At 66.3% G+C, this 19,918-nt stretch carries 17 protein-coding genes and 1 pseudogene; 7 read left to right on the forward strand and 11 right to left on the reverse strand.

The features are described from left to right. The first annotated feature begins 10 nt into the window (after positions 1–10). Together ABIE00_RS15460 and ABIE00_RS25985 are read left to right on the forward strand one after the other, a co-directional pair. Positions 11–763: a DUF4191 domain-containing protein gene (locus ABIE00_RS15460; protein WP_354261666.1), complete on the forward strand. Its 753-nt coding sequence runs from the start codon at positions 11–13 to the stop codon at positions 761–763. Positions 764–959: 196 nt separating this feature from the next. Further along, a pseudogene (locus ABIE00_RS25985) lies at positions 960–1,100 on the forward strand (DUF3817 domain-containing protein); the annotation flags it as partial. Positions 1,101–1,223: 123 nt separating this feature from the next. Here the strand turns inward: ABIE00_RS25985 and ABIE00_RS15470 are convergent. After that, positions 1,224–1,661 carry an RDD family protein gene (locus ABIE00_RS15470; RefSeq protein ID WP_354261667.1) on the reverse strand — a complete coding sequence of 146 codons (438 nt, stop codon included), beginning with the start codon at positions 1,659–1,661 and terminating at the stop codon, positions 1,224–1,226. 271 nt (positions 1,662–1,932) lie between these two features. Here ABIE00_RS15470 and glnA (ABIE00_RS15475) point away from each other — a divergent pair, with 271 nt between their 5' ends. Then, positions 1,933–3,357, forward strand: coding sequence for a type I glutamate--ammonia ligase (gene glnA / locus ABIE00_RS15475; RefSeq protein ID WP_331573456.1), 1,425 nt, complete (start codon positions 1,933–1,935; stop codon positions 3,355–3,357). An 80-nt stretch (positions 3,358–3,437) separates the two neighbouring features. Here glnA (ABIE00_RS15475) and ABIE00_RS15480 read toward each other — a convergent pair whose 3' ends face one another. From ABIE00_RS15480 to glnA (ABIE00_RS15500), 5 genes are all read right to left on the reverse strand, one after another. Then, positions 3,438–3,692, reverse strand: coding sequence for a hypothetical protein (locus ABIE00_RS15480; RefSeq protein ID WP_354261668.1), 255 nt, complete (start codon positions 3,690–3,692; stop codon positions 3,438–3,440). Positions 3,693–4,190: 498 nt separating this feature from the next. Further along, positions 4,191–4,706 (reverse strand): GNAT family N-acetyltransferase, encoded by a 516-nt coding sequence (locus tag ABIE00_RS15485; RefSeq protein ID WP_354261669.1) that lies wholly within the window; start codon positions 4,704–4,706, stop codon positions 4,191–4,193. A 6-nt stretch (positions 4,707–4,712) separates the two neighbouring features. Beyond that, positions 4,713–5,138: a VOC family protein gene (locus ABIE00_RS15490; RefSeq protein WP_354261670.1), complete on the reverse strand. Its 426-nt coding sequence runs from the start codon at positions 5,136–5,138 to the stop codon at positions 4,713–4,715. Between the two features lie 21 nt (positions 5,139–5,159). After that, positions 5,160–8,171 carry a bifunctional [glutamine synthetase] adenylyltransferase/[glutamine synthetase]-adenylyl-L-tyrosine phosphorylase gene (locus tag ABIE00_RS15495; RefSeq protein WP_354261671.1) on the reverse strand — a complete coding sequence of 1,004 codons (3,012 nt, stop codon included), beginning with the start codon at positions 8,169–8,171 and terminating at the stop codon, positions 5,160–5,162. 9 nt (positions 8,172–8,180) lie between these two features. After that, positions 8,181–9,521 carry a type I glutamate--ammonia ligase gene (gene glnA, locus ABIE00_RS15500; RefSeq protein ID WP_190603385.1) on the reverse strand — a complete coding sequence of 447 codons (1,341 nt, stop codon included), beginning with the start codon at positions 9,519–9,521 and terminating at the stop codon, positions 8,181–8,183. A 242-nt stretch (positions 9,522–9,763) separates the two neighbouring features. Between glnA (ABIE00_RS15500) and panB the strand changes: the two genes are divergently transcribed. Then, a complete protein-coding gene (gene panB / locus ABIE00_RS15505) occupies positions 9,764–10,669 on the forward strand; it encodes a 3-methyl-2-oxobutanoate hydroxymethyltransferase (RefSeq protein WP_354261672.1) in 906 nt (301 codons plus the stop codon). Between the two features lie 21 nt (positions 10,670–10,690). Here panB and ABIE00_RS15510 read toward each other — a convergent pair whose 3' ends face one another. Then, positions 10,691–10,855: an SPOR domain-containing protein gene (locus ABIE00_RS15510; protein WP_190603389.1), complete on the reverse strand. Its 165-nt coding sequence runs from the start codon at positions 10,853–10,855 to the stop codon at positions 10,691–10,693. Positions 10,856–10,979: 124 nt separating this feature from the next. Here ABIE00_RS15510 and map point away from each other — a divergent pair, with 124 nt between their 5' ends. Continuing rightward, the gene (gene map / locus ABIE00_RS15515; RefSeq protein WP_354261673.1) at positions 10,980–11,858 is read left to right on the forward strand and encodes a type I methionyl aminopeptidase; all 879 of its coding nucleotides are present in this window, start codon (positions 10,980–10,982) and stop codon (positions 11,856–11,858) included. A gap of 80 nt (positions 11,859–11,938) precedes the next feature. Continuing rightward, complete coding sequence (ppgK, locus tag ABIE00_RS15520; RefSeq protein ID WP_354261674.1) at positions 11,939–12,742, forward strand: polyphosphate--glucose phosphotransferase; 804 nt, start codon at positions 11,939–11,941, stop codon at positions 12,740–12,742. Positions 12,743–12,879: 137 nt separating this feature from the next. Here ppgK and nrdR read toward each other — a convergent pair whose 3' ends face one another. From nrdR to ABIE00_RS15535, 3 genes are all read right to left on the reverse strand, one after another. After that, positions 12,880–13,476: a transcriptional regulator NrdR gene (nrdR, locus tag ABIE00_RS15525; protein WP_354261675.1), complete on the reverse strand. Its 597-nt coding sequence runs from the start codon at positions 13,474–13,476 to the stop codon at positions 12,880–12,882. A 151-nt stretch (positions 13,477–13,627) separates the two neighbouring features. Next, positions 13,628–15,022 carry a histidinol dehydrogenase gene (gene hisD / locus ABIE00_RS15530; protein WP_354261676.1) on the reverse strand — a complete coding sequence of 465 codons (1,395 nt, stop codon included), beginning with the start codon at positions 15,020–15,022 and terminating at the stop codon, positions 13,628–13,630. Positions 15,023–15,031: 9 nt separating this feature from the next. Then, positions 15,032–15,610, reverse strand: coding sequence for a hypothetical protein (locus tag ABIE00_RS15535; protein ID WP_354261677.1), 579 nt, complete (start codon positions 15,608–15,610; stop codon positions 15,032–15,034). A 240-nt stretch (positions 15,611–15,850) separates the two neighbouring features. Between ABIE00_RS15535 and ABIE00_RS15540 the strand changes: the two genes are divergently transcribed. Beyond that, positions 15,851–16,309, forward strand: a complete 459-nt coding sequence (locus tag ABIE00_RS15540) for a flavin reductase family protein (RefSeq protein WP_354263379.1) — start codon at positions 15,851–15,853, stop codon at positions 16,307–16,309. Positions 16,310–16,322: 13 nt separating this feature from the next. Here ABIE00_RS15540 and dnaE read toward each other — a convergent pair whose 3' ends face one another. After that, positions 16,323–19,880 carry a DNA polymerase III subunit alpha gene (gene dnaE / locus ABIE00_RS15545; RefSeq protein ID WP_331573485.1) on the reverse strand — a complete coding sequence of 1,186 codons (3,558 nt, stop codon included), beginning with the start codon at positions 19,878–19,880 and terminating at the stop codon, positions 16,323–16,325. Positions 19,881–19,918 lie beyond the last annotated feature (38 nt).

The following is a 19,918-nucleotide window of genomic DNA, read 5'->3' on the forward strand; positions in this document are numbered from 1 at the left end:
TTAAGGCACTATGGCGAAATCCCCTGACTCCAGCAACAACACTCCTGCAGCCGCTGATGGCTCCAAGCGCGGTCTTTTTGGGCGCAAGCCGAAGGCCGTGAAGGAAAAGAAGCCCAGCCGGCTCAAGCAGATCCGCGAAGTCTTCAACATGACCCGCCGCCACGACCCCATGGTGCCGTGGCTCATGCTGCTGGCGTTCCTGGGCGTCGTGGCTGTCAGCCTCATCGTTGGCCTGTTGCTGAACAACTGGATTACCGGCCTGATCATCGGCATCCCGCTGGGTTTCCTGGCGGCTACCTTCATCCTGTCGCGCCGGGCCGAGCGGGCCGCCTTCGCCCAGATCGAAAACCAGCCAGGTGCGTCCGGGGCAGCCCTCAGCACGCTGAAACGCGGCTGGATCACCGAGGAACAGCCCGTGGCTGTAAACCCGCGCACGCAGGACGCCGTTTTCCGCGCCGTAGGGCGTCCCGGCGTCGTGCTGGTTGCCGAAGGCCCCACGCACCGCGTGCGCCCGCTGATCGAAGGCGAGCGGAAGAAGCTGGCTCGCATCCTTCCCAATGTCACCATCCACGTCATCGAAACCGGGCGCGGCGACGGCCAGGTCCCCATCAGCCAGGTGGCGAAAAGGATGAACAAGCTCAACAACGAGCTCACCAAGACCGAGGTCAGCGCAGTGTCCAAGCGCATCTCGTCGCTGGGTAGCCGCCTTCCGATCCCCAAGGGCGTGGACCCCTACAAAGCCCGCCCCCAGCGCGGACGCTAATCCGCTCGAAACGCCCCGGGCCCGCCGCATATGCGCCGGCCCCGGGGCGTTTTCGTTTGGACGGCATTGCCCAGCCAGCCAGACCCAGCCCCTACAGAAGCCGGAGCCTCCTGTGAAACTCCCGTCCGCCGTCGTCCGTGCCTTCCGCCTTCTCGCGGTGGCCGAAGCCTGCAGCTGGGCCGCGCTCCTGGCCGGCATGTACTTCAAGTGGATCGCAGGGACCACCGAACTCGGCGTGGAGATTGCCGGCCCGGTGCACGGCGCACTGTTCATCGGCTACGGAATGGCAGCCCTCGTGCTGTGGCGGCTGCAGCGCTGGCCATTCAGGGTGGCGCTGTTCGCGGGCCTCTCGGCGGTTTTCCCCTTCGCCACCGTCCTGTTTGAGCGGTGGGCGCTCCGGCGGGGATACCTCTCCCCCGTGCGGCTGCCTGCCGGCAGCGGCCTACATGCCGACAGCCGGCTACATGCGGACGAGGACCGTGTTCATGGCCTTGTCATGGAGTCCGCGCTGGTCCGGGTCGAAGATGACCGCCGGAATCACCAGGCACAGCAGGACAGTGCGGACCAGGGCGGCCAGCGGGCCAGCCGCTGAACCGTCCGGCTTCACCACGTGGATGCCCATCACGCGGTGGCCGATGCTGTACCCCAGGGTACCGACCAGCAGGATCTGCTCCGCCGCAAAGATGCCCAGTGTGGCCATGGAATTGCCGCCGAGGAACACGTTGCTGATCAGCAGCGCGATGGTCCAGTCAATCGTGATCGCCAGGATCCGGCGGCCGGCACGGGCCATGGACCCCGGGCCCGACTCGGGAAAGCCCAGGCGTTCCCCGGGGTACTTGGAAATGCCGGAAGTGTCCGGCCCGCTGAGCCACGAACCGATGTCTTTGCGATCTACCACTCATTAAGTTTACCGAGCCGCCCGCGGCCCCGCCGACGTTCACACTCTGGATAGGCATGGACCACAGTGTGGACACCGTATAGCGTTTACATATCAGTAGGTTCTGTAACCTGCCGGAAACAAAGCGGACACGGACGGGAAATCCCGAATCCCTAGGGTGGTAACAGTTGCTAGCGAGCCTGGAGCGGGGCACTTTTGTGTTTCCGCTCATTGGATTGCGCTGGACCACTTGGCTTTCTAGCCAGTTATTACATATGCGTAAGGAGCATAGATGTTCAAGACTGCGGACGAAGTCCTCAAGTTCATCAAAGATGAAGACATTCGGTTTATCGATATCCGCTTCACCGACCTCCCGGGCGTTCAGCAGCACTTCAACGTGCCGGCCAAGAGCGTGGACGCAGACTTCTTCGTCAACGGCCAGCTGTTCGATGGTTCCTCCATCCGCGGCTTCCAGGGCATCGCCGAGTCTGACATGCAGCTCATTCCGGACGTCACCACCGCGTTCCTGGACACCTTCCGCATGGAGAAGACCCTTGCGCTGAACTTCTCCATCGTGAACCCCCGTACGGGCGACCCGTACCACCGCGACCCCCGTGGCGTGGCAGAGAAGGCTGAAGCCTACCTCGCCTCCACCGGCATCGCCGACACCGCGTTCTTCGCTCCCGAAGCAGAGTTCTTCGTGTTCGACAACGTCCAGTACAAGTCCTCCCCCGAGGGCAGCTTCTACAAGATCGACTCCGAAGAAGCCCACTGGAACACCGGCCGTGAAGAAGAGGGCGGAAACCTCGGTTACAAGACCCCCGTCAAGGGCGGTTACTTCCCGGTTTCCCCGACCGACAAGCAGGCCGACCTGCGTGACGCCATGTGTGTCGCACTGGACGAGGCCGGCCTCGAGGTCGAGCGCAGCCACCACGAAGTTGGCTCCGCCGGCCAGGCCGAGATCAACTACAAGTTCACCACGCTGACCCACGCGGCTGATGACCTGCAGAAGTTCAAGTACGTCATCAAGAACACCGCTGACGCCTGGGGCAAGTCCGTCACCTTCATGCCGAAGCCGGTCTTCGGTGACAACGGTTCGGGCATGCACTGCCACCAGTCGCTGTGGAGCAACGGCGAGCCGCTGTTCTACGACGAGAAGGGCTACGCCGGCCTGTCCGACACCGCCCGCTGGTACATCGGCGGTCTGCTCAAGCACGCCGACGCTGTCCTCGCCTTCACCAACCCGACGGTCAACTCCTACCGCCGCCTGGTCAAGGGCTTCGAAGCCCCGGTCAACATGGTCTACTCGCAGGGCAACCGCTCCGCCGGTATCCGTATCCCGATCACGGGCTCCAATCCGAAGGCCAAGCGCATCGAGTTCCGCGCTCCGGACCCCTCCTCCAACCCGTACCTGGCCTTCGCTGCCCAGCTGATGGCCGGCATCGACGGTATCCGCAACCGCATCGAGCCCCCGGCTCCGATCGACAAGGACCTTTACGAGCTCCCCGCCGAAGAAGCCAAGGACATCCCCAAGGCTCCAGGCACCCTCGAGGAAGCTCTGCAGGCACTGGCCGAGGACAACGAGTTCCTGCAGGCCGGCGGCGTGTTCACGCAGGACCTGATCGACACCTGGATCGAATACAAGTACGAGAACGAGATCCGCCCGCTGTCCCTGCGCCCGAACCCGTACGAGTTCGAGCTCTACTACGGCGTCTAGTCTGGCCCCGGGAGATCCTCCTGACACCGCCGAGGGCGGCCACCGGTTTCTGACCAGTGGCCGCCCTCGGCCGTTCCGGGCTAAGTTCCCCGGCAGGGTTCATCCGCGTACCGTCCCCAGAGGGAATCCGGGCCCGCGCCGCCGAAGGCTTCCTGATCATCGCGCAGAGCGCGGCACAGAATGAGGGAGTCGGCGAAGCTCCGCCTCATGTAGGCCTCCCAGTCCGCCCGTTCGGAAGTGAAGGCCTGGGTTCCCATCTGGTACCTGAGGTGGGCGAAATGGTCCAGGATGCGGTGCGCCGTAGCTTCCGCCCGGCCCGCCAGCTGCTCCGCCACCAGCTTCGCCGCAGGGTCCCGGATGACCGACGGGTCAGGCAGTTCCCGCGGCCCCAGAAATACGGCTGCAGGTCCACGTTGTCCACGAAGATCCTATCGATCTCCTGCTGCTGGGCGTAGAGGGAGGACGCGGTGCTGCTTTCCAGCGTGCTCCTGATCCCGGCGTACTGGTACGCCGCCGCGATGAGGGTGGCCGCGACTCCCGCCCCGATGAGCAGCAGCTCGGCCCTCCGGAGCCTTCGTGCCCGGTCTCTTTTCGCCTGCGCGCGCGCATGGTCCGCATGGTGGCTTGCCGGATCCTGTCGCAGTCGGTGCTCCGGAAGCTGGCTCCCGACGTGCTGAGACCGGGAGCCAGCCTGTTCCGGCGAGTGCCTCCGAGACGAAGACCTTTTCAAGCCTTCCCCCCAACAAGGTTTGAAGTGCACTGCCAAGACACAGCGTAGGCATGCCCCGGTGCCGGCGCAACGGTCCGGCGGTGATTCTGTGGGGGATTAACGTTCAGAAGGCGGCATACATGGTCCGCTGCGGGCCGGCCTCGCTCCCCAGATAAAGGCCTCTGTCCGCAAAACCCGCCTTCAGGTAGGCTCCCTGCCCTGCCGGGTTTCGCTCGTTGACGGAAAGCACGACGCCGGCCTGGCCGCCTCCCAGCCTGGCCGTCAGTTTGGCGGCCGCCGCCACCGCCGCCGAGGCTGCCGCCTGGCCCAGTCCCTGGCCCTGCCGCCGCCTGTCGATGAGGAACCCGCGGAGCAGCCAGGCGGAGTCGTCGTCGGGCCAGCCGGCGAGCCGGGCTGCCCCCGACTGCAGCGTCAGCACGCCTGCTGCCCTGCCGCCCGCCTCGATGACATAGGGCCTGCGGGACCCGTCTTCCAGCCCTGCAAGCATCATGCGCAGCGGGTCGCCCACAAACTCCAGCTGGCCCGGGGCAAGTTCCAGTTCCGCCACCGCGCCCAGCTGGATGGCGCGGGCATCGGCGTCCAGGTCCCGCAACGGAATGAGCCATACGTCCGGACTCATGATCCGTCAGGAGGCATGGCCCGCCGCGTCGTCGGGCGGACCTGCCGGGTCCATCCACATGACCTCCCACAGGTGCCCGTCCGGATCCTGGAAGCTGTGGCTGTACATGAACCCATAATCCTGCACCGGCTGCGACTCGGTTCCGCCGGCGGCCAGGGCCTTGCTCACCATCTGGTCCACGGCGTCCCGGCTGTCCACGGAGAAGGCCGTGATGGCCTCGGTGGCCGAGGTCGCGTCCACGATCTCCTTGGCGGTGAACGTCTTGAAGAACTTTTCCACGAGGAGCATCACAAAGGCGTCGTCGTTGATGACCATGCAGGTGGCGTTCTCGTCCGTGTAATCCTGGTTGAATGTAAAGCCCAGCGCAGTGAAAAACTGCACGGATCTGTCGAGGTCCCGGACGGGCAGGTTCATGAAGATTTGGGTAGCCATGCGCCCAAACCTAGCACCGGTTCAGTGGCCGTAGAAGACTTTCTCGAACACCGCACGCGCCCGCCTGCTGACCCTCAGGTAATCCTCCTCGAAGGCCGTGGCCATCCCTTCCTCAAAGCCGCACCACCGGGCCACCGCCTCCAGGTCGCGCCGGGAGGAGGGCAGCAGGTCGGAAGCCCGGCCGGTCCAGATCACGTTCGCAGAACGGATCCGGCTGGCGAGCCGCCACGCGTCGGCGAGCAGGCGGGCGTCCTCGTCCTCCAGCAGCCCCAGCGTGGCCGCCGCGTGAAGGGCCTTCAGGGTGGACGTGGTGCGCAGCTCGGGATGGTTTCCGGCGTGCTGGAGCTGCAGCAGCTGCACCAGCCATTCCACGTCGCTCAGGCCACCGCGTCCCAGCTTGAGGTGCCTGGCGGGATCGGCACCGCGGGGCAGCCGCTCGGATTCCACCCGCGCCTTGATGCGGCGGATCTCCCGGACGTCGGCGTCGGAGACGGCCTCCGGGTAGCGGATTGGATCGATCAGCTTCACGAAGTCCGCGGCGAGCCTGTCGTCGCCGGCGATCGGCCGCGCACGGAGCAGCGCCTGCGCCTCCCAGATGAGCGACCAGCGGCGGTAGTACTCGCCATAGGACTCCAGCGACCGCACCATGGCCCCGCTCTTCCCCTCCGGGCGGAGGTCCGCGTCCACGGCGAGGACCCGCTCAGCCATGATCGCCGGTTTGAGCGGCTGCGTCAGCAGGCTGGAGAGATGGCCCACGATCTTTGCAGCCTGCTGCTGGGCTTCGTCGTCCGACGCTCCGGGCAGTGCGCGGTGGACGTACAGGACGTCGGCGTCGGAACCGTAGCCGATCTCCTGTCCGCCCTGCCTGCCCATGGCCACCACCAGCACCGAAGTCTTCAGGGGGCCGGTGGCGGAGACAATGTTTTCCGCCACCCGCAGGGCGCCCAGGATGGCGGCGCGGTCCGTCTCGGCCAGCGCTGCCCCCACCTGGTCCTGGCGGAGCAGGCCGGCGCTGTCCGCGATGGCGATCCGCAGGATTTCACGGCGGCGGATGAGCCTGATGAGGCGCATGGCGCTTTCCGGGTCCGCGTGCCGGGACATCTTCGAGGCGATCTCCTGCCACTGAGCCTCAAAGCTGAGCGGCGCGAGTTCCTTGTCCGTGCCCAGCCAGGACACCGATTCCGGCGAAACCTCGAGGAGGTCGGCGATGAGCCGGGAGTTGGACAGCATGTGGCACAGCCGCTCGGCGGCCGCCGCCGAATCGCGGAGCATGCCAAGGTACCAGTGCGTGGTGCCGAGGGCCTCGCTGATCCTGCGGAAGGCGAGCAGACCGGCGTCGGGGTCTACGCCCTCGGCCAGCCAGCCGAGAAGGATGGGCAGCAGCTGCCGCTGCAGGGCGGCCCGACGGCTGACACCGGCGGTCAGCGCCTCGATATGGCGGAGTGCGCCCTGCGGGTCCCGGTAACCGAGCGCAGCGAGCCGGCCCTGCGCGGCTTCGGGCGTCAGGCGTGCGTCCTCGCTGCTGAGCTTGGCGGCAGTGTTCAGCAGCGGACGGTAGAAGATCCGGTCATGGAGCTCACGCACGGAGCGCTTCGTCTTTTGCCACGCGGCCAGGAGTGCATCCGGGTGCGGCCGGTCCGTTGAGAAGGGGCCCAGCACTGCCTTGGCCAGGGTGCGGAGGGGTTCCTCCTTGACCGGCATGAGGTGGGTGCGGCGCAGCTGGAAAAGCTGGATGCGGTGCTCCAGCAGGCGCAGGTAACGGTAGGCATGGTCGAACGCGGCCGCATCCGCCCGGCCGATGTAGCCGCCGGTGGACAGGGCGGCAATGGCCGACGTCGTGTCGCGGCGGCGGAGGGATTCGTCCGATTTGCCGTGCACGAGCTGGAGGAGCTGAACGGTGAATTCGACGTCGCGCAGTCCGCCCCGGCCCAGCTTGATCTGCCGCTGTTCCTCGGCGGGCGGGATGTGCTCGGTCACACGGCGGCGCATCGCCTGCACGGATTCAACGAATCCGTCGCGGTTCGCCGAGGTCCACACGAGCGGCGATACGGCCTCCTCGTAGCGGGCGCCCAGCTCTGCGTCGCCGGCGATGGTCCGCGCCTTCAGGAGCGCCTGGAACTCCCAGCTTTCCGCCCAGCGGGCGTAGTAGCTCTGGTGCGAAGCCAGCGTCCGGACCAGCGGGCCGGACTTTCCTTCCGGGCGGAGGTTGGCGTCAACCTCCCACAGGCCTGGCTCGCGCGCCGGGGAGGAAATCGCCCGCGAGATCCCGGAGGCCAGCGCCGTGCCGATGGTGGTGGCCCGCGTGTCGTCCAGCCCGCCTGCCTCCACCACATAGATGACATCGACGTCGGAAATGTAGTTCAGTTCGCGGGCTCCGCACTTGCCCATCCCGATCACTGACAGTGCGACGTCGGCGACCTCGCCGGCGTCGAACTTCCCTGCCGCTTCGGCGCGGGAGACGGCAAGGGCGGCCTCGATGGCCGCCCCGGCCAAGTCCGCGAGTTCGGCCCCGACGGCAGGCATGAAGTCCAGCGGGTCGGCGGCGCAGAGGTCCTTGACTGCCAGATCCACCACGCCCCTGCGGTACGCGGTGCGGAGCGCCTCGTACGCCTCGGGGCCCGAGATGCCGGCCACCGGCCGCGCTGCGGTGGGGTCGGCTCGCACCGACCTGAGCAGCTGGGCCCGCAGCTCGGCCGGGTCGGCCTGGAGCGGTTCCGGGCTGGCGGTCACGTTGAACGCGTCGAGGTGCTCCGGGTGCCGGATCAGGAACTCACCCAGCGCTTCGCTGGCGCCCAGGACACGGTAGAGCGGTTCGCTCACCTCGGTGTCCGCCGCTGCCAGCTTCCTCAGGTCCGGGTGCTTTTCGATCAGCCGGACCAGGGACTGCAGCGCGGCATCCGGGTTCGCCGCCATCTGCAGGCCGGCAAACAGGATGTCCTGGTCGATGCCCTCCAGTTCGGGGGCGGCGAGGAACCGCTCGCCCTTTTCGAGGTCGCTGAAGCCGGCGGTAATGAGCCGGCGGGCCAAGCTCACCGCAGCCGCCTAAAGGATGGCCAGGTTGCGCTGCAGCTCATAGGGGGTCACCTGCAGGCGGTAGTCCTGCCACTCCGCCCGCTTGTTGCGCAGGAAATGTTCGAAGACCTGTTCGCCCAGGATTTGCGGCATCAGTTCCGAGTCCTCCATGGCACGGATGGCGTCGTGCAGGCTGGCCGGGAGGGGGTCGTGGCCCATGGCGCGGCGCTCCGCGGAGCTCAGCGACCAGATGTCGTCCTCGGCCGCTGCGGGCAGCTCGTAGCCCTCCTCGATGCCCTTCAGACCGGCGCCCAGGAGCACGGCGTAGGCAAGGTACGGGTTGGCGGCCGAGTCGATGCCGCGGTATTCGATCCGGGCCGACTGTCCCTTGCCCGGCTTGTACAGCGGGACCCGGACCAGGGCGGAACGGTTGTTGTGGCCCCAGCTCAGGTAGCTGGGTGCCTCTCCCCCGCCCCAGAGGCGCTTGTAGGAGTTGACGAACTGGTTGGTGACCGCCGTGAGTTCGGGAGCGTGCTTGAGGATGCCGGCGATGAACTGGCGCGCCGTCTTGGAGAGCTGGAACTCCGCACCGGCCTCAAAGAACGCGTTGGTGTCACCTTCGAATAGCGAGAAGTGCGTGTGCATGCCCGAACCCGGATGGGCTGTGAAGGGCTTGGGCATGAAGGTGGCGTATGTGCCCTGCTGCAGCGCCACCTCCTTGATGACGGTGCGGAAGGTCATGATGTTGTCCGCCGTCTGCAGGGCGTCGGCGTAGCGCAGGTCGATTTCGTTCTGGCCCGGACCGGCCTCGTGGTGGCTGAACTCCACGGAGATGCCCACGGATTCCAGCATGGTCACGGCGGTGCGGCGGAAGTCCTGGGCCACGCCGCCGGGGACGTGGTCAAAGTAGCCGCCCTCGTCCACCGGAATGGGTGAACCGTCGGGGCCGGGCTCCTGCGACTTGAGCAGGTAGAACTCGATCTCGGGGTGCGTGTAGCAGGTGAACCCCATGTCGGCGGCCTTGGCCAGGGTGCGCTTGAGGACGTTGCGGGGATCAGCTGCCGAGGGCTCACCGTCGGGTGTCAGGATGTCGCAGAACATGCGGGACGTCTGCTCTGTCTCGCCGCGCCAGGGCAGGATCTGGAACGTGGACGGGTCCGGCTGGGCCAGCATGTCCGACTCGAAGACACGGGCCAGTCCTTCGATGGCCGAGCCGTCGAAGCCGAGGCCCTCGTCGAAGGCGCCTTCGACCTCCGCCGGCGCCAGCGCCACAGACTTGAGCGAGCCCACGACGTCGGTGAACCACAAACGCACAAAACGTACGTCGCGCTCTTCGATCGTGCGCAGGACAAACTCTTGCTGGCGGTCCATGAAGGCCTCTTCTCCGGTCTACGTTCATGCCCCGGTCCGTCCACGACGGCACAGCGGCAGCTCACGCATCACTTTACTAAGCATTTGGGCGTGATGCTGGCGCCGCTGCGGCGCGTAACACAGCGTTAACACTCAACCGGAGACCGGGCCGCCTGTCCGGGCAAACCCGCTATGACGCGAATCACCCGGCTTCGTGTGGCGGCCGGTGGCTAGCACGGCGGATCCCGGACTACGCTCTTGCCATGGCCTCAACCAGCAGTCCCGATCCAAGCACGTCCGCTGAAGTACCTGCACCCTACGGGAACGGCCCCTCGGCAGCTGCGGTGCCGCCGTCGGAATCGGCACGCAAGCCGGTCTCCCGGATCCGCACGCACCACCTGCAGCAGGCAAAGACCAGCGGCGAACATTTCGCCATGCTCACGGCGTATGACCAGTACACGGCGGAGATCTTCGACCAGGCCGGCACCGAAGTCCTGCTGGTGGGCGACTCCGCGTCCAACAATGTCTTTGGCAACGAAACCAGCATTCCCGTCACTGTCGACGAGCTGCTGCCGCTGTGCCGGGCGGTCGCACGCTCCGCGAAGCGCGCCCTCGTCGTGGCGGACCTCCCCTTCGGCAGCTACGAGGTTTCGCCGCAGCAGGCTGTGGCCACCGGCGTGCGGTTCCTCAAGGAGGGCCTGGCGCACGCAGTGAAGCTCGAGGGCGGCAAGTTCTACGCCGACACGGTCAGGGCGATGGTCCAGGCCGGCATTCCCGTCATGGGGCACATCGGCTTCACGCCCCAGAGCGAGCATTCCCTGGGCGGCTACCGCGTGCAGGGCCGGGGCGACGACGCCGCCCGGCTCGTCGAGGACGCCACTGCGCTGGCCGACGCCGGCGCGTTCTGCGTGCTCATGGAGATGGTTCCCGCGGAGACGGCAAAGGCCGTGGACGCTGCCGTTTCGGTGCCTACCATCGGCATCGGCGCAGGCAATGCCACCACGGGGCAGGTCCTGGTCTGGCAGGACATGGCCGGACTCCGCGGCGGCAGGATGGCCAAGTTCGTCAAGCAGTACGCGGACCTCCGGGCCGTCCTCAGCGACGCCGCCAAGGCCTACGGCGACGATGTCAGGTCTGGTCAGTTCCCCGGACCGGAGCACTCGTTCTAAGGCAGGGCACCCGTTCCCGGGTCAGTCGTCGTCGCCCTTTTCCCAGGATTCATTGCGCGCCTTGACCTTCTCGAGGGCGTGTTCGGCCTCTTCGCGGGTCTTGTAGGGACCGATCAGCTGGGTCCAATCCGACATCGCGTCTTCCTCCACCATGTGGGTCTTGACGTTGTACCAGTACTCGGGCATCGGTGTTCCTCGCTTTCCGGTCAGCGGCACACTGCCGCCGTGATCCACGTAACGTAACCCGCAACGGTGACCGCCGGGCGGATTAATTTACATGGCGTTCTGTGCTGCCTTATATGATCAATCTATGCCTTCCTTAGCCTCGACCGCACCCACCGGCACGCTTACTCCGGGAACCGTCAGCCCGCAGCGGCCCGTTCCCGCGTCGATCCCGCGGCCGGAGTATGTCGGCAAGCCGGGCCCGGCCAAATTCACCGGGTCAGAGGTTAAGTCACCGGAAACCATCGAGAAGATCCGGGTGGCCAGCAGGATCGCCGCGCAGGCCATCGTGGAGGTCGGCAAGCACATCCGGCCCGGCATCACCACCGATGAGCTGGACCGAATCGGCCACGAGTTCCTGCTGGACCACGATGCCTACCCGTCCACGCTGGGGTACCGCGGCTTTCCCAAGTCCCTGTGCTCCTCGCTGAATGAGGTCATCTGCCACGGCATTCCGGACAGCACGGTGGTGCAGGACGGCGACATCCTCAACATCGACATCACCGCCTTCATTGGCGGGGTCCACGGCGACACCAATTACACCTTCCTGGTGGGCGAGGTGGACGAGGAGTCGCGGCTGCTGGTGGAGCGGACCCGGGAGTCCCTCAACCGCGCCATCAAGGCCGTCGCCCCCGGACGCCAGATCAACGTGATCGGCCGCGCCATCGAGTCCTATGCCAGGCGCTTCGGCTACGGCGTGGTCCGCGACTTCACCGGACACGGTGTGGGCGAAGCCTTCCACACCGGGCTGATCATCCCGCACTACGACGCCGCGCCCGCCTACAACACCGTGATCGAGCCCGGCATGGTGTTCACCATCGAGCCCATGCTCACCCTCGGCACCATCGAATGGGACATGTGGGCCGACGACTGGACAGTGGTCACCAGGGACCACAAGCGCACCGCGCAGTTCGAACACACTCTCCTCGTCACCGAATCCGGCGCCGAGATCCTGACCCTTCCCTGACGCCAGGCAACCGCCCGCGTCAGTCCGGCAAGTCACCCTTGCCCAGCCCGAGCCCCTACCCTGCCACGAACGGAATCCCATTGGCCAAGAAGGACGAAAAGACCCGCAAGCACGCCCCGTTGATCGGCATCGACATCGGCGGAACCGGAATCAAGGGCGGCATCGTCGACCTGAAGAAGGGCAAACTGATTGGCGACCGTTTCCGCCTGGCTACCCCGCAGCCGGCCACGCCGGAAGCGGTGGTCGAGGTGGTGGCCAAGGTCGTCGAGGAACTCTCGGCACGTCCCGATGCGCCCGAGGTTGACAGCCCCATCGGCGTGACGTTCCCCGGCATCATCCAGCACGGTGTGGTCCACTCCGCCGCCAACGTGGACAAGAGCTGGCTCAACACCGACATTGACGCACTGCTCACGGCGCGCCTGGGCCGCCCGGTGGAGGTCATCAACGACGCCGACGCGGCCGGCCTGGCCGAAGCCCGCTACGGCGCCGGCGCCGGCATAGACGGAACAGTCCTGGTCATCACCCTCGGCACCGGCATCGGCTCCGCGTTCATCTTCAACGGCCGGCTCGTTCCCAACGCCGAACTCGGCCACCTGGAGATCGACGGGTTCGACGCCGAAAGCAAGGCGTCCGCCGTGGCCCGCGAACGTGACGGCCTCAGCTGGGAGGAATACAGCGTCCTGCTGCAGCGGTACTTCTCCCACGTCGAGTTCCTGTTCTCCCCCGAACTCTTCATCGTGGGCGGCGGTATCTCCAAGCGCGCGGATGAGTACCTGCCGCACATGAAGCTGCGCACCCCGATCGTTCCCGCCGAGCTGAAGAACGAGGCCGGCATCGTCGGCGCTGCCCTCGAGATCGCCGTCAAGCACGAACTGGCCAAGTAAACCGGCGCGGGCCGCGGCAGCGCGGCCCGCGGAAACGCTGAAGGCGGCAGACACGAGGTCTGCCGCCTTTAGCGTTTGTGTTTGCACTGGAGCCGGTGGCGGCTGCGGCTTCCCCTCCGCTGCCGCCACCGGAGACTTTAGAGCGTGCTCTTCGCGGCGCTCTTTTCTGCGTTCTTTCCCGCGGGGTTCTTTTCCGCGGGGTTCTTTTCCGCGGGGTTCTTGTCCTGCGGGCTCCTGGCCTCGGAGCCCTTGGCTTCGGGACTCCTGTCATCCGAACTCTTGACCTCAGCGGACTCGTGCCGGAGCAGCTCGATGGCGGATTCGAAATCCTCGAGTGATTCAAAGGCCTGGTAGACGCTGGCGAAACGGAGGTACGCCACCTTGTCCAGCTTCTGCAGCGGGCCGAGGATGATCAGGCCAACCTCGTGGGCATCAATCTCCGCAGCGCCGGAGGCCCGGATATTCTCCTCGACTTCCTGCGCCAGCATGGCGAGGTCGTCCTCGCTGACGGGCCGGCCCTGGCAGGCCTTCCGGACGCCGTTGATGACCTTGCTGCGGCTGAAGGGCTCGCCCACGCCGGACCGCTTGATCACGGACAGGCTGGTGGTTTCCACAGTGGTGAAGCGGCGCCCGCACTCGGGGCACTGCCGGCGGCGGCGGATGGCAGAGCCGTCGTCGGCCATCCGGCTGTCCACCACGCGGGAGTCAGGGTTGCGGCAAAACGGACAATACACGTTTTTCCCTGCCCTTCAGTCGTGGCCCTTGATCGAAGCCTGATATCGACGCCCCACACCGAAGCTTCGTTGCCACCAGTTTACGGCCAGATCTGGCTGAATACCAAGCCTGTAATTACTACATGTAGTGGCGGACGACTACATGTAGTGGTCAGCGGGACGCCTGGAACCTGACCGTCACCGCATCACCGTGCGCCGGGAGGTCCTCCGCGCCGGAGAGGCTGACGATATGGCCGCTGACCTGCCCCAGCGCCGCCTCCGAGTAGTTGATGACCTGGATGGCGCGCAGGAACGTGGTCACGTTCAGCCCGGACGAGAAGGCCGCCGTACCGCTCGTGGGAAGCACGTGGTTGGAGCCGGCGCAGTAGTCGCCGAGGCTTACCGGGCTGTAGTCACCGACGAAAATGGCGCCGGCGTTCCGGATCCGCGCTGCCACCGCAGGGGCGTCCGCGGTCATGATCTCCAGGTGTTCGGCCGCGTAGGCATCGCACGCCGCGATCCCCTGGTCGAGCCCATCAACGAGCACCACGCCGGACTGCGGACCGGACAGGGCCTCGCGGACACGCTGGCCGTGCTTGGTCGAGGCAGCCTGCAGTTCCAGTTCCTCCCGGACCTCCTCGGCGAGCTGGAGGGAATCCGTGATCAGGACGGAGGCGGCCTTCGGATCGTGCTCGGCCTGGCTGATCAGGTCGGCGGCAACGAAGGCAGGTCGGGCGGTGGAGTCCGCGAGGATGGCAATTTCCGTGGTGCCGGCCTCGGAGTCGATCCCCACTACGCCCTTGACCAGGCGCTTGGCCGTGGCGACGAAGATGTTGCCGGGGCCGGTCACGACGTCGACCGGCTCCAGCGCGGGGGTCCCCGCTTCGCCGGGCACCCCGTAGGCGAAGGCGGCGATGGCCTGGGCTCCGCCGATGGCGTAGACCTCGTCGATGCCCAGCAGTGACGCAGCGGCAAGGATGGTGGGGTGCGGGAGGCCGCCAAAGTCCTTCTGCGGCGGCGAGGCGAGGGCGATCGACTCCACCCCTGCGGCCAGCGCCGGCACCACGTTCATGATCACCGAGGAGGGGTAGACAGCCAGGCCGCCGGGAACGTACAGGCCCACGCGTGCCACGGCCACCCACTTCTGGCTGACGACGGCGCCCTCGCCCAGGGAGACGTCGACGTCGGCAGGGCGCTGCCCGTCCGCAAACCGGCGGGCGCGGCTGATTGACTCTTCAAGCGCCGAGCGCACGGCAGGATCCAGTCCGTCCAGCGCTGACTGCAGCGCCTCAGCCGGAACCCGCGGATGAGCCTGTTCCACGCCGTCGAACGCCCTGGCGAACTCCGTAAGGGCGGCGAAGCCGCGCTGGCGGACTGCCGTGATGATGTCGGTGACCTTCTGCTCGGCGTCTGCCACCGTCTGCTGCCGCGCCCGCGGCACCGCCTCGCGGAGTTCGGCCAGGCTGAGGCTGCGGCCGCGCAGGTCAACCGTGCGGAAGTCGACGGCGGCGGTGCTCGGGCGTGCCTGGCTGTTTGCGTTTGTGGGGCTGTCCGGAGAAGTGGTCACCCGTACATTTTACGCGCCGCCGTCCTGTTCCTGGTCCACGGAGGCGCGCAGGAGACCGATGATGCGCAGCACGAAGAAGCCTGCGGCGACGGCGGCGGGCCACAGAACAAGGACAGTGAGGGACCGCAGCGAGAAGGCGACGCTTGCGTTGGCCGATGTGTCCTGCGGCCCTGCCAGCAGGCGGCCCGCCAGCATGCCGGTTTGCCATGCCAGCACGGCCGCCGCCGCGCTTGCCGCGACGGACAGCAGCAGCAGCCGCCGCGTCCCGCCGCCGCGGCGGCCGGACAACAGCACAGCCACCAGGCAGCCCGCAAACACAAACAGTCCCGCCAGCACCAGATCCCGGGGCAGCCAGCCCTCGGTGTTCGTTCCGGAGGACAGTGCCGGGTTTCCGGAAATGAGGTTTTGCCCGCCGGGGGCCAGGAGCCACCAGAGGAACCCTGCCGGGATGCCGGCACCGATAATCCCGGCCGCCCACGCCCAGCCCTTGCCGGGCCGGGCACTGCCGGGCCGGGCACTGCCGGGCCGGGCACTGCCGGGCCGGGGCACTGCCTGACCTGCCCTTGCCGGCCCGCCGCCGGGCGCCATGGGCCTCCTCGGAGGAGCGGACGGAAGGGACGGGTGCAGGCTGGGTCATGAAGAAACGTTAACAAATGTGGCCGTCTAATGTTGCCGGCATCCGCACCATCTGCCTGCCCGCCCAGGGAATGTCCCATCCGCCCGGAAGCCCAATAGTCTTGTACTGGGGACTCAGTCGGCACGGATGCAGTAGGGAGATCGGTTCCAGTGACGTCAGATGATGGTGCCTTCGAGGGCACGTTCAAAGAGATGTTCCGCCGGCACGCAGCGGGCGTGGCAATCATCACCGTGAACTACGACGGGGTCCCTTACGGCTTTACGGCAACCTCGGTTGCGTCACTGTCCGCCAAGCCGCCGCGCTTCACCTTCAACATGGCGCGCAGTTCCAGCTCGTGGCCGGCGGTGGCCAACACCGCGTACATTGGGGTGCACATGCTCGGGCTTGAGAACCAGGAGCTGGCCGAACGGTTCGCCCGCACCAAGGAACGCTTTGCCGGCGACCATTGGGCCCACGGCCCCTATGACGTGCCAGTGCTCAAGGACGTCTCCGGCTGGCTGATCGGCAAAATCCAGATGCGCCTGTCCTTCGAAAACAATGCCGTCGTGGTGGTCGAAGTGGTCGAAGGGCAGGTTGGCGAGGACGGCTCGCCGCTGCTGTACCACTCCGGCACCTACGGACAGCCCGTTCCGCTGGACTACGAAATCTAGGGCCCGCGAAAACCTAGGCGTCCAGGCAGGCCGGCCCCAGCAGCACCTTCAGGTCCCCGAACAGCGACGGATTCGGGTTCACCCGCAGGTGCACGGGAAGCGCCATGACCTCAATGCGGCTGTCGCCCTGCAGGTTCACCCGGACCTCGGAGTTGCCCCGGTGGTTGCGCAGCACGTCCCCAAGTTCCGTGACCACGGCCTCGGTGGCCTTGTGCGTGGGCATGGTGATCACCAGCGGACCGTTGGTGCCCTGGCTGAGGTCCGGGACGGAGAGCTCCATGCAGTTCAGGGTCACGGCACCGTCGTCGCGCCGCTGCAGCCGGCCCTTGACCACCACTATCAGGTCCTCGGCGAGAACCGAGGCAATCGGCCCGTAGACCTGGCCGAAGAACATGACCTCCATGGAACCGCCGAGGTCCTCGATCTCCGCCCGGGCGTAGGCGTTGCCGCTGGCCTTCGCGATCCGGCGGCTTAGCGAGGTGATCATGCCCGCGATGGTGACGATGGCGCCGTCGTGCGGCCCGTCCTCCGCGATGATCGAGGTAATGGACTGGTCCGCGTGCTGGCTGAGGACCCCTTCCAGGCCCTGCAGCGGATGGTCTGAGACGTACAGGCCCAGCATGTCGCGTTCGAAGGCGAGCTTGTCCTTCTTCTCCCACTCCGGCAGGTCGGGGATCTCGATGCTGAGCGAGGACTCGGACTCGGCCTCGTCGAAGCCGGCAAAGAGATCGAACTGGCCGATGGCCTCGTTGCGCTTGAGGGTGATGACGGAGTCGATGGCCTCTTCGTGGACCATGGCCAGCGCGCGGCGGTGGTGGCCCAGCGAGTCAAAGGCCCCGGCCTTGATCAGGGATTCGATGGTGCGCTTGTTGCACACCACGGCCGGCACCTTCATGAGGTAGTCCTTGAACGAACTGTAGGCTCCTTCTTTTTCACGGGCAGCCACCATGGCCTCGACGACGTTGACGCCCACGTTCCGGATGGCGCCCATGCCGAAGCGGATGTCCTCTCCCACCGGGGTGAAGTTCAGGGCCGATTCGTTGACATCCGGCGGCAGCACGGTGATGCCCATGCGGCGGCATTCGTTGAGGTAGATCGCGGACTTGTCCTTGTCGTCGCCCACCGAGGTCAGCAGCGCGGCCATGTACTCCGGCGCGTAGTGTGCCTTCAAGTACGCAGTCCAGTAGGAGATCACACCGTACGCCGCCGAGTGCGCCTTGTTGAAGGCGTAGTCGGAGAAGGGCAGCAGGATGTCCCAGAGGGTCTTGACGGCCTCCATGGAGTAGCCGTTGTCCTGCATGCCCTGCGAGAAACCGGCAAACTGTTTGTCCAGTTCGGACTTCTTCTTCTTACCCATGGCGCGGCGCAGAATGTCTGCCTGGCCCAGGGAGTAGCCGGCGAGCTTCTGGGCCACGGCCATGACCTGCTCCTGGTACACGATCAGGCCGAACGTCCCTCCCAGGATCTCCTTGAGCGGTTCCTCGAGTTCCGGGTGGATCGGGATGACGTCCTGGATCTTGTTCTTGCGCAGCGCGTAGTCGGTGTGCGCGTTGGCGCCCATGGGACCAGGCCGGTACAGTGCCAGGACGGCGGAAATGTCTTCGAAGTTGTCAGGCTTCATGAGTTTGAGCAGGGATCTCATGGGGCCGCCGTCGAGCTGGAAGACGCCCAGGGTGTCACCGCGGGCCAGCAGCTCATAGGACGCCGCGTCATCCAGTTCCAGCGTTTCGAGGTCAAGGTCGATGCCGCGGTTCATCTTGATGTTTTCCAGGGCATCGGAAATGATCGTCAGGTTTCGCAGCCCGAGGAAGTCCATCTTGATCAGGCCGAGGCCTTCGGACGTCGGGTAGTCGAACTGCGTGATGACCTGGCCGTCCTGGAAGCGGCGCATGATCGGAATGACGTCGATGATGGGGTCCGAGGACATGATCACGCCGGCCGCGTGCACGCCCCATTGGCGCTTCAGGCCCTCAATGCCCAGCGCGGTCTCGAACACCTTGGCGGCTTCAGGGTCCGTGCTGATGAGCTGCCGGAAATCCGCCGCCTCGCTGTACCGCTTGGCGTCCTTGTTCTGGATGTCGGCAAGCGGAATATCCTTCGCCATCACGGCGGGCGGCAGTGCCTTGGTCAGCTGTTCACCCATGCTGAACGGGTATCCGAGCACGCGGGAGGAGTCCTTCAGCGCCTGCTTGGTCTTGATGGTGCCGTAGGTGACAATCATGGCCACGCGCTCGTCCCCGTACTTGCGGGTCACATAGTCGATGACCTCGGGACGGCGGCGGTCATCGAAGTCGACGTCGAAGTCAGGCATGGAGACACGGTCGGGGTTCAGGAACCGCTCGAAGATCAGGCCGTGCCGCAGCGGGTCAAGGTCGGTGATGCGCATGGCGTAAGCCACCATGGAGCCTGCGCCCGAGCCACGGCCCGGACCCACGCGGATGCCGTTGTTCTTGGCCCAGTTGATGAAGTCGGCCACCACGAGGAAGTAGCCGGGGAAGCCCATCGAGGTGATGACCCCAAGCTCATAGTCGGCCTGCTTGCGGACCTCATCCGGGATGCCTGCGGGATAGCGGTACTGGAGTCCCTTGTCCACTTCCTTGACCAGCCAGGACGTTTCGTCCTCGCCCTCGGGGCAGGGGAACCGGGGCATGTAGTTGGCACCGGTGTTGAAGGACACCTCGCACCGCTCGGCGATCAGCAGCGTGTTGTCGCACGCGTCCGGGTGGTCGCGGAAGAGCTCACGCATTTCCCGCGGCGACTTCAGGTAGTAGCCGCTGCCCGAGAACGCGAAGCGGGAGCCGCCGTTATCGTAGGTGGGTTCGAGCAGGGTCGAGCCGGACTGGATGGCCAGCAGGGCTTCGTGCGCCTTGGCGTCGTGCTCGTGGGTGTAGTGCAGGTCGTTGGTGGCAACGAGCGGGAGGTTCAGTTCCTTGGCCAGCCGAAGGAGGTCCCCGGTGACGCGGCGTTCAATGTCCAGCCCGTGGTCCATGAGCTCGCAGAAGTAATTCTCCGCGCCGAAAATGTCCCGGAACTCCGCGGCCGCCTCCAGCGCTTCGCGGTACTGGCCGAGCCGCAGCCGGGTCTGGACCTCACCGGAGGGGCAGCCGGTGGTGGCGATGAGCCCTTCGGAGTAGGTGTTCAGCAACTCGCGGTCCAGCCGGGGCCACTTGCCGAAGACCGAGTCCAGCGAGGCGATCGAGGAGGCCCGGAACAGGTTCCGCATGCCCACGTTGTTGTAGCTCAGCAGGGTCATGTGGGTGTACGAGCCACCGCCGGAGACGTCGTCCTTGCGCTGGCTCTCGTCGCCCCAGCGGACACGGCTCTTGTCGCCGCGCGCAGTCCCGGGCGTCACATAGGCTTCGACGCCGATGATGGGCTTGATGCCCTTGTCGGTGGCCTTCCGCCAGAAGTCGAAGGCACCGAAGAGGTACCCGTGGTCGGTGGTCGCCAGGGCGGGCATCCCCAGCCGCTCGGTTTCGTCGAACAGCTCGCCGAGCCTGGCGGCGCCGTCCAGCATCGAATACTCGGTGTGGGTGTGGAGATGTACGAACGAGTCATTGCTGGAAGTCACCGGACCATTCTAGTGCCGGCCCCCGGACAATTAATGTC

Origin of the sequence: Arthrobacter sp. OAP107, from assembly GCF_040546765.1 — a bacterium.
Taxonomy (GTDB): Bacteria; Actinomycetota; Actinomycetes; order Actinomycetales; family Micrococcaceae; genus Arthrobacter.